This window comes from Rhizobium tropici CIAT 899, from assembly GCF_000330885.1.
GTDB classification, from domain to species: Bacteria; Pseudomonadota; Alphaproteobacteria; order Rhizobiales; family Rhizobiaceae; genus Rhizobium; species Rhizobium tropici.
Genome location: NC_020061.1, coordinates 332,311 through 345,809, shown reverse-complemented (window position 1 = coordinate 345,809; position 13,499 = coordinate 332,311). Strand labels below are relative to the sequence as shown.

At 56.2% G+C, this 13,499-nt stretch carries 10 protein-coding genes; 3 read left to right on the top strand and 7 right to left on the bottom strand.

Going from position 1 to position 13,499, the window contains the following annotated elements; all coding sequences use genetic code 11:
- Positions 1-66 precede the first annotated feature (66 nt).
- The 4 genes from RTCIAT899_RS21250 to RTCIAT899_RS21235 form a co-directional block, all read right to left on the bottom strand.
- Positions 67-534, bottom strand: a complete 468-nt coding sequence (locus tag RTCIAT899_RS21250) for an Lrp/AsnC family transcriptional regulator (RefSeq protein WP_004128880.1) — start codon at positions 532-534, stop codon at positions 67-69.
- A gap of 181 nt (positions 535-715) precedes the next feature.
- Complete coding sequence (locus RTCIAT899_RS21245) at positions 716-1,930, bottom strand: M24 family metallopeptidase (protein WP_244441502.1); 1,215 nt, start codon at positions 1,928-1,930, stop codon at positions 716-718.
- Positions 1,931-2,066: 136 nt separating this feature from the next.
- Positions 2,067-2,603, bottom strand: coding sequence for a carboxymuconolactone decarboxylase family protein (locus RTCIAT899_RS21240; RefSeq protein WP_004128874.1), 537 nt, complete (start codon positions 2,601-2,603; stop codon positions 2,067-2,069).
- Positions 2,604-2,615: 12 nt separating this feature from the next.
- A complete protein-coding gene (locus RTCIAT899_RS21235) occupies positions 2,616-3,941 on the bottom strand; it encodes an aspartate aminotransferase family protein (protein ID WP_004128870.1) in 1,326 nt (441 codons plus the stop codon).
- A gap of 234 nt (positions 3,942-4,175) precedes the next feature.
- On the opposite strand from RTCIAT899_RS21235, the gene RTCIAT899_RS21230 reads away from it, so the two are divergent.
- Positions 4,176-5,060, top strand: a complete 885-nt coding sequence (locus RTCIAT899_RS21230) for a MurR/RpiR family transcriptional regulator (RefSeq protein WP_004128868.1) — start codon at positions 4,176-4,178, stop codon at positions 5,058-5,060.
- Positions 5,061-5,441: 381 nt separating this feature from the next.
- Here RTCIAT899_RS21230 and RTCIAT899_RS21225 read toward each other — a convergent pair whose 3' ends face one another.
- From RTCIAT899_RS21225 to RTCIAT899_RS21215, 3 genes are all read right to left on the bottom strand, one after another.
- A complete protein-coding gene (locus RTCIAT899_RS21225) occupies positions 5,442-7,214 on the bottom strand; it encodes an ABC transporter permease subunit (RefSeq protein ID WP_004128865.1) in 1,773 nt (590 codons plus the stop codon).
- An 18-nt stretch (positions 7,215-7,232) separates the two neighbouring features.
- Complete coding sequence (locus RTCIAT899_RS21220; RefSeq protein ID WP_004128856.1) at positions 7,233-8,327, bottom strand: ABC transporter ATP-binding protein; 1,095 nt, start codon at positions 8,325-8,327, stop codon at positions 7,233-7,235.
- Positions 8,328-8,464: 137 nt separating this feature from the next.
- Positions 8,465-9,568, bottom strand: a complete 1,104-nt coding sequence (locus RTCIAT899_RS21215; protein ID WP_004128854.1) for an ABC transporter substrate-binding protein — start codon at positions 9,566-9,568, stop codon at positions 8,465-8,467.
- A 547-nt stretch (positions 9,569-10,115) separates the two neighbouring features.
- On the opposite strand from RTCIAT899_RS21215, the gene RTCIAT899_RS21210 reads away from it, so the two are divergent.
- Together RTCIAT899_RS21210 and RTCIAT899_RS21205 are read left to right on the top strand one after the other, a co-directional pair.
- Positions 10,116-11,306, top strand: coding sequence for a M24 family metallopeptidase (locus RTCIAT899_RS21210; RefSeq protein ID WP_004128852.1), 1,191 nt, complete (start codon positions 10,116-10,118; stop codon positions 11,304-11,306).
- 251 nt (positions 11,307-11,557) lie between these two features.
- Complete coding sequence (locus RTCIAT899_RS21205) at positions 11,558-13,339, top strand: CocE/NonD family hydrolase (protein WP_004128850.1); 1,782 nt, start codon at positions 11,558-11,560, stop codon at positions 13,337-13,339.
- Positions 13,340-13,499 lie beyond the last annotated feature (160 nt).

Genomic DNA, 13,499 nt, shown 5'->3' with positions numbered 1-13,499 from the left:
ATGCACATCACGCAGGGTCCCTGCATAAATGGAGGTGACACTGGATCCGTCGCTGCGACATCATCACTACACCTCGAGCGGGATAGCGAAGCTGGCCTTGAGACGGTCCATCACAACCATGGTCTTGAAGCCTTTGATATCTGCGTTTTCATAGAAAAACCGGCGCGTGAAGTGCTCGTAGTCCTGCATATCTTTCGCGGTAATCACGAGCATGAAGTCGGCATCTCCCGTTACGTAGAAACCCATCATCACCTCACGCGTATTTCGTATCGCAGCCTTGAATCGATCGACGATGTCGGCCCTTTCCCGTTCAAGGGACACCATGACGATCATGGTGATGTGTCGTCCGACTGCTTTGGGCGAGACGATGGAAACGTCTCCCTCGATGACGCCCTCGTTGCGCAACCTTCTCAAACGCCGTTGGCACGCCGTCGGCGAGAGGTGGACCATCCCCGCGAGTTCTTCAGAGGTCAGCCGGTTGTTTTTCTGAACGGCTTGGAGAAGCGCAATGTCGGCGCGATCGAGTTCAACCATCACCTACCTCCCCGAAAGAAGAACCTGGGGAGCCCGCGCGGAGGCCTGCAGCGCCGATGCGACCTGGCATAGGCCGGTTGCTTCGACGTTCCCGGCGCAGATACTCGTCCGAACTGGTTAGGCCATTTCGGAAACGAAGCAGACATGCTGGAACCAGACGAGTATGCACCGGATACAGTCTCTATTTGACGAAGAGCTTGCGCGGCGTCTTCGTCAGGGGCTCGTAACCCGTTTCGGAGACCGCAAAGCTCTGTGTGATCGTGATCCCGACATTGTCGAGCCACAGGCCAGGCATCATGTGGAACACCATACCCGGCTTGAGTACGGTTTCGTCGCCCTTGCGAATGCTTGCCGTTCGTTCGCCTGAGGCCGGAGGGAACCCAATGCCGGTCGGATAACCAATGCGAGACTCTTTCTCGATCCCGTGGCGGGCAAGCGCCTTGCGGAAGTCGGCATCGACCTGCGAGCAGGTGCGACCGGGCCGAACTGCTTCCAGCCCGGCATTCAAGGCCTCAACAGCGATTTCCGACAGGTTCAGGAAAGCGGATGAAGGCTGGCCGACGACGATCGTGCGCGCCAGGTTGACCTGGTAGCGATGCCGGCAACCGTTCAGTTCCAGGTTGACAACGGTGGACTCCGGCAGGGGGTCGTCCGTCCAGGCGGCATGCGGCGCGATTGAGCGTTCGCCAATGCACAAATCGGGGGGGCAACAAGGATAGTCGCCACCGAACTCGGGCGTGCCCGAAATCTGCTGGTGATAGATCGCAGCAGCAATATCGCACTCACGGACCCCGGCTTGCACCATATCGATGACGCGCGTCATGGCGGCATCCGCAAGCTGGCCAGCTTGATGCATAATGGCCACCTCGGCTGGGCTCTTTACGAGCCGGATCCATCCAACAAGAAGATCGGCGTCGACGAACTCTGCATTCGGCAAGGCTCGCGTGAGATCTGCGTGGCCGCGGGCCGGATAGTAATATCCCCCCATCTCGACGCCGATACGCGCCTTTTCCCCTCCGAGCTCCTTCACGATATCGGCCATGAAAGTATAGGCCGACAGCGTTGCCGATTGAACATAGGTGTCGGGATAGGCTCGGATATTGTCCTCGGCCAGATAGGTGGTCATGGAAGCCGAAACACGGTCCATGAAACGGCCGATCCAAATCGGTTCTGCGTGGTCTTGCGCCACAATCACCATTTGCGGTGTGTAGAAGGAATACGCATTATAGCCGGTAAGGTAGTTCTGGTTCGGCGGTTCTGAGAGGAGGAGGATGTCAATCTCTCTCTTCGCCATTTCCTTTTTAACGGCTGCTAGACGGGTCTGGAATTCTCCCAGTGCGAAGTGCAATTCTTTTATCATTCTTGATCTCCCATTCGGCCGCGGCTGCCGCGCCAATATTTCCCCGTCTGTCAGGGGGCAAAGCGGGCCGTCGTTATCCCTGTATTGATCGGCTCCTGATCGGCTCCACGCTTGAACCTGCAGCCTAAGGGCACGGCTGGATCGGAAGGCCGAACTCTCGTTTTTTGCTCCATCAGATTGGGTGTTCAGCCATCTCGTCGACAACGTCTTGGTCGATCGGCGTGTCGAAAGTCATCAATATGAAACCGAGCACCGAATAGAAGCCGACGGTCGCCATAAGGTCGAACACGGCTTGCCGACCTATGCTCGCAGCAATAGCTTGCTCGAGATGCGAAGGCAGACGTGCGCCGTCAAATAGCGCGTCGACAGCACCGGCAAGTACGCCCTCTTCGCCATCGGGAGTTCCAGCCATACTCCGGATTCGCGCATCGGAAATACCAAGAGCGCGAGCGCGGCTTACATGGTGGGACCACTCATAGGCGGAGCCCATACGATGTGCCGCGCGCAAAATCACGAGCTCGGACCGGACCGGACCTAACGCACTATCTTTTACGATATGCTGCCGCAGCGGAGCCCACGCTCTCAGCAGCGCGGGATGATGAGCCATGGTGCGATAGACGTTCAGCGCGCCGGCAAAGCCCGTTTTCATGTCCGCGATTTCCGCGGGCCAGTTTTCATCAGCGATAGGCGGACAGGACGATGTTGTCATTTCGCGAGAACCTCAGTCTACTACTGCGGCGCGGATGGCGTCGGAAAGCCGTTCGACAATCAAATCGATTTCTTCAGGCTGAATGATGTAGGGTGGTGCTAGCAGCACGTGGTCGCCCTGCGCGCCGTCGATCGTACCGCCCATTGGGTAGCACATAAGGCCTCTGCGCATGGCTTCCTTCTTGATGCGGGAATGCATCTTGCGGGCCGGATCGAAAGGTTGCTTGGTGTCTTTGTCGGCCACGATCTCGACGCCGCGGAAAAGACCACGACCGCGGATGTCGCCGACATAGGGTGATTGTCCAAGTGCCTCATCGAGCCCGGCCTGGAGGCGCTTGCCCATCCGGATGACGTTTGCCATCATGTCCGCGCGCGTGATTATTTCAACCACCTTACTGGCTGCCGCTGCTGCGATCGGATGTCCGATATAGGTATGTCCATGCTGAAACAGACCCGACCCGTCGGCGAACGCACGGTAGATCTTTTCGGAGAGCAATACCGCTCCGATCGGCTGAAAGCCGCCGCCCAGTCCCTTCGCAATCGTGACCAGATCCGCGACAATGCCCTCCTGCTCCATAGCGAAGATTGTGCCGGTACGCCCCATTCCGCACATGACCTCGTCGAGGATCAGCAAGATGCCATACTTGTCGCACACCTGCCGAACCCGCTTGAAATAGTCCGAAACCGGGCCAACGGCACCCAGCGTCGCACCGACCACCGGCTCGGCGACGAAGGCCATGACCTTGTCCGCGCCAAGTTCAAGAACCTTGTCTTCCAGTTCCGCAGCAAGACGCTCGGCATAAGCCTCCGGCGTTTCGCCCACCTGCAGGTCGCGGTAGGCATAGCAAGGAGAAACATGATGCGTTTCAGGCAAGATCGGCTTGAACTGGGCACGGCGCCAGGCATTGCCGCCTGTTGCCAAGGCACCGATCGTATTGCCGTGATAGCTTTGCCGACGTGCGATGATGTGGCGCCGCTGCGGCTGCCCGACTTCGACAAAATACTGGCGCGCCATTTTGAGAGCGGCCTCGACAGCTTCCGAACCGCCAGACACCAGATAGACATAATCGAGGCCTTCGGGCGCAAGTTCAACCAATTGCTCGGCAAGCCGCTCGGCGACGTCGGTCGTGAAGAACGACGTATGGGCGTAGCTGATCCGACCCATCTGTAGCTTCATTGCGTCAAGAACTTCTGGATGATTGTGCCCGAGGCAACTGACGGCGGCGCCCCCCGACCCATCCAGGTAGCTCCTGCCCTCGCTATCCACGACGTAGATGCCCTCCCCCGCGACCGCGGTTGGCAGAGTTGTTCCGATCGTTCGATGGAGAATTTTTGTCATGGTCATCTCGGGGTGCTTATCCGTCCGGCTTTCGAACGTTTCCATCCATTGATTTGCAGGTTTTGGCGAAATATGCAACAACTGTTTTATAAATCACGTTTTGATGCATTTGTTTTCCCGCTCTCAAGTCAGAATTTTTGGAGCGGTTGTGATGTGAGATAGCCGACGGCTGTTTGACTTTTTAGTTCCCGAGAGAGATGGTCCAGGTGAATTATGACATCGTATGTGAGGCAAATGTTGCAAAAAGGCCCATTACACGCTCGGATCATCGAGCGATTCGACGACATGTCCGAGCAGTTGCAGCAAGCGGCTCGACACATATTGGAACATCCGCAGGAGGTGGCGCTCGTTTCGATGCGCGAACTCGCGCGGAATGCCGGTGTTCAGCCATCGACAATGACGAGGCTGGCGAAGTTTCTTGAATTCTCCGGGTATGAAGATTTCCGAGAGCAACACGCCGACGTCATCAGGGTGAGCGCCGACGGATTTGCGGCCAGGGCTTTACAAAGAGAAGAAGGGGCGGCGAATGGTGAGGGCTTGGCTTATAGGATGCTCCAAGGTCTCTCCGCGCAGATCGATCGGCTCCGCGACCCTGATACGATTTCGCGTTTGGATACAATGGCGGAGCACCTGGCAAAAGCGAGGCGGATTTTCGTGCTCGGCTTGCGTTCGTGCCACTCGGTCGCGTGGCATTTCCACTACGTCATGACATTGCTCGGCGAAAAGACTGTCCACTTGGATGGTCCGGCTGGAACAAGCGGCGACCCCCTCATCCGCGCAACTCATGAGGACGTGCTTTTGGCGATTTCCATCAACCCCTATTCGCTTCAGACGCTTGAGCTTGCCGAGGCCGCCCGTGAGAAGGGACTGTCCATCCTGGCGATCACCGACAGCGAAGTGTCTCCCCTGGTGACGATCGCAGAGCACGTTGTCTTCTTTCCGACTGAAAGCCAAACATTCTTTCACACGCTGGCGCCAGCGCTGGCCGTCTCTGAAGTTCTATGTGGTCTACTGGCGAGCCGAGATCGTGCGGCGGCCTTGAAAGAGTTGAAGCTAGCCGATCGCCATCTTTCTGCAATGAACACGTATGCGACGTCCATTCCGCGACGAAAGATTTAGCGACGTTTACGAGGCCGGCTACTCGCGCCAACGGCGCCTCCTGACCTTGCAACCGGAATTGAAGTTATTCGCACATCAGTCGATGTCCGATGAGTGGACCTGATGGTTGCCGCGGAATTGTCCCGCAAAGAACGGACTGACAGCAAATAGGGAACGCGCCGTCACCCGAGGGATGACCGTCTAATGCGTCAATGAAACCAGAGCTTGCCTAGAAAGTCCGTCGTGACCGGCTTCGGCTTTGAGCACAAGCGATTGATGAGCTCCATTGCGCAGTAAATGCGCCGGGCAGTCTTCGAGCCAGGAGCCCGCCCCAGAGTTCGCTCTGGGACAGGCAGTCAGTTTCACGGCTGCGAGTTACGGAGCCGGCATGAGTATGATGACTCAGGTCGCGGCGACCGGAGCACTCTTCAACGCCCCTCTTCCGCGCCAAAGCGTGAAATAAAGCGCAACCAGCCAGACGATTGGCAACATTGTCAGCAAAGCGCCAACGGCAGCGATCGTCGGGTCAAGTTGCTGCTTCAGGTTTTCCAGCATTTTCAATGGCAATGTCGGGATCGCATAGCCACTGACAAACGACGTGATGATGACCTCGTCGAAGGAAGCCAAGAACGCGAAGAGCGCGCCGCCGATGATACCAGAGCGGATTAACGGGAGAGTAACCCGCATGAACGTCTGGGTCGGCCCGGCGCGCATGCTCATTGCCGCCTGTTCCAGCCTCCTGTCGAATCCTGCGAGTGTCGCAAGGACGATGACAACGACATAGCCGATGGCTCCGATCGTCTGGCCCAGGATGATCCCGGTGTTCGTTCCAACCAATCCTAGTTTGGCCAGCCCGGTATAGACAGCAACACCAACAACAATGATTGGGAAGGTAATCGGCGTCAGGATCACCATGGTTAGACCCGAGCGCAAGCGCGACGAGCACCGGCTGAGGCCAAACGCTGCCAATGTGCCGACTATGGTCGATACCACGCTGACAATTACGCCGAATTGGAAGCTGTTCCACAATGCGCCGATCCACGAGGGGTCGTTGAAGAACGAATAGTACCATCTGAGCGAAACAGCCTTAGGTGGGAACTCGAGGAACTCCCCTGCATTTAACGAGACGATGATCACGATGAAACCGGGCGCCAATAGATAGATGACAACGACGGCAAGGAATGCTGCCCCCGCAATCTTGGACCACGGGGTTTCCCGCTGCGCTTGATGGAGCTTTGCTGCCCAGCGTCGCGCCCGATACGGGACGAGAAACTCGTTGAGATAGCGGGATGCCTTGTCGAATGAAGGCAGTTTACGTCGTCGGGCGTTCTGCTCGCTTGAAGCAGGCTGTCCATGCGCGCCGGCGAGATTGACGCCCGCTACGGAAAGAACCGCGAGCGCCATCGCCAACAATATAAAGGCTGCCGCGGCGGTCGCCGCAATGTTCAACGATGTTGTAAGCTGCGAATTGATGAGGGTTGAAAGCATGGTGTCGCCCAAGCCGCCCAATGCTTGTGGCGTGATGTAAAAGCCCAGGCAAACAACAAAAACCAATATGCAGCCGCTTCGAACGCCCGGGATACTAAGAGGTACGAAGACCCGGAGAAAGGCGGTGAACGGCTTTGCGCCCATGCTGCGAGCGGCTGCCATCAAGGAAGTATCAATGCTCATCATCACGCTGACAATCGGCAAAATCATCATGGGCAACATGATATGCACCATGCCAACATAAACAGCGAAACGATTATAGATGAGAGACAAAGGGCTATCGATTATGCCCGAATTGAGCAACACGCGGTTGATCAATCCACTATCACCCAAGACGACAGTCCATGCGTAGGTCCGAACCAGAGCACTCGTCAGCCAAGGTAGGAAGACAAGCACCAGGAGGATTGGTCTTGCACGGCCGGCGATCGTAATCAAATAAGCCGTCGGGTAGCCGATGATCAAACAAAGTGCCGTGGCTATGAAGCTGATCTTGAAGGTCTGAATCAGGATCAGGACAAATGAGCGCTGTTCGAAAAAAGCGATATAATTCGCAAAAGACAGATTTGGCGCATTGAGGCTGGTCGCGAAAAGAAGGAGCATGGGTATGCCGAAAATCGCAAACAGCACAGCGAACGCTGGCAAAGTTAGCAACATCGGCGTGGACCGGATTCTCTGAAGTGTTGTCATGGATGCTGTCCTTCCGCTTTACGCAGCGACAAACCGGATGTCGGATCGAAGCCAATCAAGGCGAACCTCTTCGCCCGGACGGAAGACTTGCTGGCCCGATGCCACATGTTCGCGCGCGATCAGCGTCGCATTCCCAACCCGCACCCGGTACTTCCTCAAGGGTCCAGCATAGATCATATCGTCCACGATCCCCGAGACGGACTGTCTGTGGTCCGCATCTGCGCGCCTTGCTGCTGAAGGCACACTGACGCAAATGCGCTCCGGCCGAAGCATCGATACCATACCGGAAGAAGGAACAACGTCCGATTCAATCTTGAAATCAACGCTTTCGAGGATATTTGCTTCACCCAGGAAGTTGGCGACAAAGCGCGTTTTGGGGCGATCGTACAAGGCCTCCGGTGTATCGATCTGCTCGATTTGACCGGCGCGCATGACAACGATGCGGTCCGAAAGCGTGAGTGCTTCTTCTTGATCGTGGGTGACGCAGATGGTCGTTTTCCCAAACTCCTTGTGCAGCTCTTTGATTTCCACTTGCATCTGCTCGCGCAGATTTCGATCGAGCGCGCCCAGCGGTTCGTCCAGCAGCAAAATCGGTGGATCTGCAATCAAGGCGCGCGCGACGGCCACGCGTTGTTGCTGGCCCCCACTCAATTGTGATGGCATGCGCTCGCCAAACTCACCCAGGCGAACACGCTCAAGCATTCTTTTGACCCGCGACGCTCTGTCAGAGGCCTTGATGCCGCGCATTTCGAGCGGGAACTCCAAGTTGTGATGCACCGTAAGGTGCGGGAAAAGTGCATAGCTCTGGAAGACAATGCCTTGGTCGCGGCGGTAAGACGGGACTTCGGACACGGACTTGCCGGAAATGAGGATGTCTCCTCCGGTAGGGGTCGTGAAGCCGGCGAGCAGCATCAATGCTGTCGTTTTGCCAGAACCGCTCGGTCCAAGAATCGTAAGGAACTCGCCGCGCGAAACAGAAAGGGAGATATCCTTAACCGCAGCAACGGCCCCATAGATCTTGGAAACATTGCGAAATTCGATTTGAGCGGTATCCGGAAGCTTCTGCAACACTTCGTCCTCGGCAGGAAGATGATTTTTCAGATTCAAGTTCATTACGATACTCCAGCAGGACTGATGAGCAACTTTGGCATGCAGTCCCGTAAGGCAGGTAGTGGGAAGAGGTGGCGCTAACCTTTGACGGCCCGCGCCGACTGGACGAGCGCCACCGATAGATCGTTGGGGACAGAGGATTACTGAAGAATCCACTCATTCCAACGCTGCACAAGCCGCTCCTTGTTCGACTTTCCGTCCGATCCAACCTCGGCATACCATTTGGCGTTCATAGCGAAGCTGATCGCCTCGTAGTCGGGATGCGACGCAAGTTTTCGGGCGACATCGTCAGGAATCAATTTGAAGGCGTTCTTGTTCGTTGGGCCCTGCGCGATAAGCTTTGCAAACTCGGCCTGTCGGTCCGGGCGGCTTGTCAGCGCAATAAATTTTTGAGCATTTTCGGCATTCGGACTGCCCTTCGGGATGCACCAATAGTCCGTTGTCAGTTTCGCCTGGTTGCGGTTGATCTCGATTGGCCCACCTTCATCAATAAGGGTAAGTGCGCGCGCGTCATAGGACTGCACGATGTCGGCGATGTTGTCTCGCATGATCTGAAGAATTTCCGACCCGCTCGTCCACCATTTGCGAATGTGCGGCTTGATCTTGTCCAAGCTTGCAAACACGCGGTCGATATCCATCGGGTAGAGCTTGTCCATCGGAACGCCATCCGCGAGCAATGCTTCTTCCCAAGGCCCACTTCCGTATTCGCCGGTATTGATGGAGCGAACGCCAGGGAACTTCTTGACGTCCCAGAATTCCGCCCAGGTGGTCGGCCGGGGCTTTCCTGCCGGGAACTTCTTCGTGTTCCAGACCATATTCACCGAGTATACGTACGAAGCAAAGCCGTTCGGTTGCCTCCAGTTTTCTGCGATTGCTTCCAGGTCTTCCTTCTTCCAGATGGAATAATCGATCTTTTCGAGGTAGCCCTTGGCAGTAAGCGGATCGACATTGGTTTGACCAAGGTTGACGACGTCGGCCGAAACGTTTTTGGTATCGACCATCATCGCAATCTGTGTCGATGAGAAGTCCGCATTGACGCGCGTCACCTTGACTCCGGTCTCGGCCTCAAAGGACTCGACGTAAGCCTTCATCACCGCATCGCCCCAGTTGCCGCCGCTCATGTTGACTTTGAGCTCGCCGGTGGAGGCGGCCGTTGCACGGCCGGCCGCGGAAGCCAACGCGCCTACCGCAATTGCGGTCGAAGTAGCCTGCATGAACCGCCGGCGATTTATCAGAATGCTCATTTCGTTCTCCCTCTGTTAATTCCTTGCTCATGGCGCACGGGGATCTCACTTCATCAGTGTACGGCGAACACGACGCCGGCGATGTCAGACCAAAGCACGCGGTTCCTGCGTTTCCACTCGGTCCCGCATTCACCAAGACGGTGGCGCATAAACGATTGCAGTGTTCAGGCAGCAGCCTCCTCGACCGCTACCATCAATGTCCTAACGCAACACGATAAGGAATGCAACAAATGTTTTATAACGCTCAATATGCATCAAGCGTATTATTGATATCTGAGCCTTTGGTCGCCTCAGTTTACCATCTGCCGAACACTGCTGCCGACGCCAGCCCTACGGGAGCGCCTGCAGGCTCTGGACTTCCGGGACGTGGTTTTTAACCGTACCTGATTCAAATGGATCATTGACACAATAGCGACTCATATGTTTCATTCGGTTCCAAAGAGGCCGATTCATCCGCGTAAGCGCGGTCGCTGATCGGCATCATTTCACTCTGCGAACCGCCGGTCGAAGACACCAGGTAAGCTTTCAGGAAAAGAGAAGAGGTCAGATGGCATACTTGGGCAATAATGTGCGTGAGTATCGGTACAAGCTACTAAATGAACTGATGGATCGCGAGAACCTGGATGCTGTCGCTTTCGCAAGCACAGAGTTCTTTCAGTTCGCGACCAACTTCCAGACGGATGTCACCACCTGGGAGCGGCCAATTCTCTGTGTCGTCCCGAGGAACGGCGCGCCGTTTGTTGTCCTCAATGAGCTTTCGACAAACAATTGGCGATATGCGCACGAAGACGGGCGTCTTTGGGTATCCGACACAAGCTTTTATGCGGAGCATCCAGTCCTCTCCAATCGAATGCATCTTGTGCATGAATGGCCGGAGATGGTTGCCGAAAAACTACGAAGTGCAGGTCTCGGGAGAGCTCGCATCGGGACCGATGTTGGTGGCGGTCCATTGCAGAAGGCGTTCGCGCTGCTACCTGAGGCCCGTCCTCTAATGAAGACGCAAGAGTTTCGAGCGCTTCGTTGGGTCAAGCATCCCGAAGAGATCGCACTCATGCGCGAGATAGCGAGCTTGACCGACTGGTTACAGGATCGCTACCGGGAGAGTATCCGTCCGGGTCGGCTCCTGATGGAATTGGATATGATGATGGGAGCCGAGTTAGCGCAGGAGGCCGCACGACGCTTTCCAGCGCAGGATGTTGCCTTGCTCGACCTGTGGTCGATCTCGGGTCCACCGTCGGCAGCTCCACACGGGGACGGCAAGCGATCCGGTGCGATCCTCGAAAAAGGACACGTGATGATCAACTTGATTATCCCCCGCATTAATGGAGTGGTCGTGGAGAATGAGCGGACCTGGTTCTGTGGCAAGCCGGATACCCGGCAGGAACGCTTCTTCGAGGTCGCGCTCGCTGCAAATGAAGCTGGAATTGAAGCCGCTGTGGCGGGTCGACCGGTGTCGGGAATTGATGCAGCAGCGCAGGCAATCATCGAAAAAGCGGGTTTTGGAAACTACATCATGCACCGGACAGGACACGGCATGGGCTTGTTGTGCCACGAGTACCCCGGAGACATGGCATTCAATCACCGTGCCTTGCTCGAAAACGAAGTTTATTCGGTCGAGCCCGGATTGTATGTTTATGGACTCGGCGGCTTCCGACAAGACGATACGGTCGTCATCGGGGAAAAGCCTGAAGTGCTGACACGGGCGTCTAAGGATCTAAGAAGCCAGACTGTTCTGTGACACTTCGTCCCGACAGAATCTAGTCGCGATCGCGATTTTGCCGCTTTGCCCTTTGGTCATCGCTCCGGTGGAGCGGTGGCACGCCCAGAGCCGCGAACGGCCTACCATAAAGCTGCTAGTGGGATCGCTTGGCTAACACGGTCGCGCCCCGCAATCCGCACCCTCCAGGCCGGCGCCCCTGCACTGGTAAGACAAATGCCGCAAAACACTACGTACTGAAACATATGTCGCACACTCACAGGAGCGTTTGCATGACCGATTCTCGCTTTCAGGCCCAGGCCGAGCCGAACGAAAATCCAGTATACCGCCTTGATCTCAGTGCCAAAGCTGCAGGCAGAGAGAAACTCGGCCCATTGGAATCGACGTATGTGTATGCGCACGAAGGTGTCAGGCTCGCTTTGGACGTGGTTCGTCCGATGGGCGATAGCGCGGATCATAAGCGCAACACCATCTTGGTTATGACCTGTTATGGGCGCGGAAAGAAGGGCGAGCCGTCCAATCAATATGCGGATTTGTTCGTTCCAGAAGGCTATGCGGTGGTGGTTGGAGATGTTCGCGGTACCGGCGCCTCGTTCGGCGTTTGGCCAGGTCACCGCTCGCGCGAAGAAATCCTCGACTTTAGTTACGTGTTAGACTGGATCGCTGCACAGCCTTGGTCGACGGGCAATGTGCTTGCGTACGGCGTGTCCTACACCGCCAACTCTGCAGACCTTATTGCTTCGAGAAATCATCCCGCCCTGAAAGGCATCGTGCCGCGCTATGTCGACTACGATATCTTTTTCGAAACCTATCCAGGAGGTGTTCCGAACCTTACCCTCGACAGGTGGAGTCAACTGGTTGAATCGTTGAACAGAGACGAAAATAGCGAGATCAATGCTGATCGCGCCTCAACTCTCCGTGCGGGAATTCGTCCGGTGGGAAGCCAAGCGGAGTTGACGGCCGCGCTGCAAGAACACGGCCGCGCGCCGTCATTCCAGCCGGTCGAGCAAACCACGTCCTTTGACGATTGGCTCAGCAAACGTTCTGGGTTCGATTTCTCTCCACAGGCGTCGGCTGACCTTATCTCGCAATCGGGGGTTCCGATTCAAAATTGGGGCAGTTGGTTCGATTCTGGGTCGCCCCTCGGGTCTATCCGGCGATTTCTACTCCAGTCGAACCCCATGAACATCATTCTTGGTCCGTGGAACCATGGCGGCCGCAAACCATATGACCCACTGCGTGCTGATGTTCAGGACTGCGCTCCGATCATGGCGGCGCAACACGCAAATGATATTCGATTCATTGATGCTTGTTTCACGGGCGAGGCTGCTCTGCAGGCCGATAAAGTCATTCACTACTACACGTGCGGCGAGGGATCCTGGAAGTCAACGCGCTCATGGCCAGTCCCGGCCGTCCGACAACGATGGCATATGGCAAGTGGCTCGCGCCTGAGCTCATCGCCGAGTGACACGGGCTACGACACTCTGCAGGTTGACCGTGAACTGGGGGACGTCCTCTCAAACAGATGGGACACCAATGGTGGCATTGGAACATGGGAAATCGATTATGGAGATCGGCGACAGTTCGATGCGGCTCGACTGGCCTATACGAGCGAACCGCTGCAGAATGATTTGGAGATCACCGGGCATCCAGTTGTGGATCTGAACATAACCTCAACCCGTGAAGACGGTATTTTCTTCGTCTATTTGGAAGCAGTTAAACCTGATGGGACCTCCTGCTACCTTACAGAAGGCCAGTTGCGTGCGCGTCATCGGAAAGTATGGACTGCCTCGCCTTTCGGCGCGCTCGGACCACAACAAAGCTATTTGGAAAGCGACGCCGAGCCGCTCACACCAGGAGAACCGACCAGATTGGCGTTTACACTGTTACCGATTTCGGCGCTCATACCAGCGGACTATAGCTTGAGGGTGTGTCTAGCGGGAAGCGAGAGCACGAGTTTCGCCAATGTACCCGCTGACGGAGAACCGCCGCAGCTCAAGTTGCATCGCGGTCCTCACGGTTGCTACATCGATTTACCCGTTGTTGAACGGTGAGGGCAGTCTTCATCTCCCATAAAGAGAGCGGCGTCGTTAATTCGGCGTCGCCTCCAGCAAAGTGATAGTTTCCGACCCGACTTGGGATAGTCTCATCTTCGCTCGAAGCGCCGCGGAGAGCTTTAGAATTCACTCTCGTGCGGGTGGAGCGCCGTCGGGC

Bases quoted from the DNA above. Each gene is read 5' to 3' on its own strand.
- RTCIAT899_RS21250 (WP_004128880.1), bottom strand. From the start codon at position 534: ATGGTTGAACTCGATCGCGCCGACATTGCGCTTCTCCAAGCCGTTCAG.
- RTCIAT899_RS21240 (WP_004128874.1), bottom strand. From the start codon at position 2,603: ATGACAACATCGTCCTGTCCGCCTATCGCTGATGAAAACTGGCCCGCG.
- RTCIAT899_RS21235 (WP_004128870.1), bottom strand. From the start codon at position 3,941: ATGACAAAAATTCTCCATCGAACGATCGGAACAACTCTGCCAACCGCG.
- RTCIAT899_RS21230 (WP_004128868.1), top strand. From the start codon at position 4,176: ATGTTGCAAAAAGGCCCATTACACGCTCGGATCATCGAGCGATTCGAC.
- RTCIAT899_RS21225 (WP_004128865.1), bottom strand. From the start codon at position 7,214: ATGACAACACTTCAGAGAATCCGGTCCACGCCGATGTTGCTAACTTTG.
- RTCIAT899_RS21220 (WP_004128856.1), bottom strand. From the start codon at position 8,327: ATGAACTTGAATCTGAAAAATCATCTTCCTGCCGAGGACGAAGTGTTG.
- RTCIAT899_RS21215 (WP_004128854.1), bottom strand. From the start codon at position 9,568: ATGAGCATTCTGATAAATCGCCGGCGGTTCATGCAGGCTACTTCGACC.
- RTCIAT899_RS21210 (WP_004128852.1), top strand. From the start codon at position 10,116: ATGGCATACTTGGGCAATAATGTGCGTGAGTATCGGTACAAGCTACTA.
- RTCIAT899_RS21205 (WP_004128850.1), top strand. From the start codon at position 11,558: ATGACCGATTCTCGCTTTCAGGCCCAGGCCGAGCCGAACGAAAATCCA.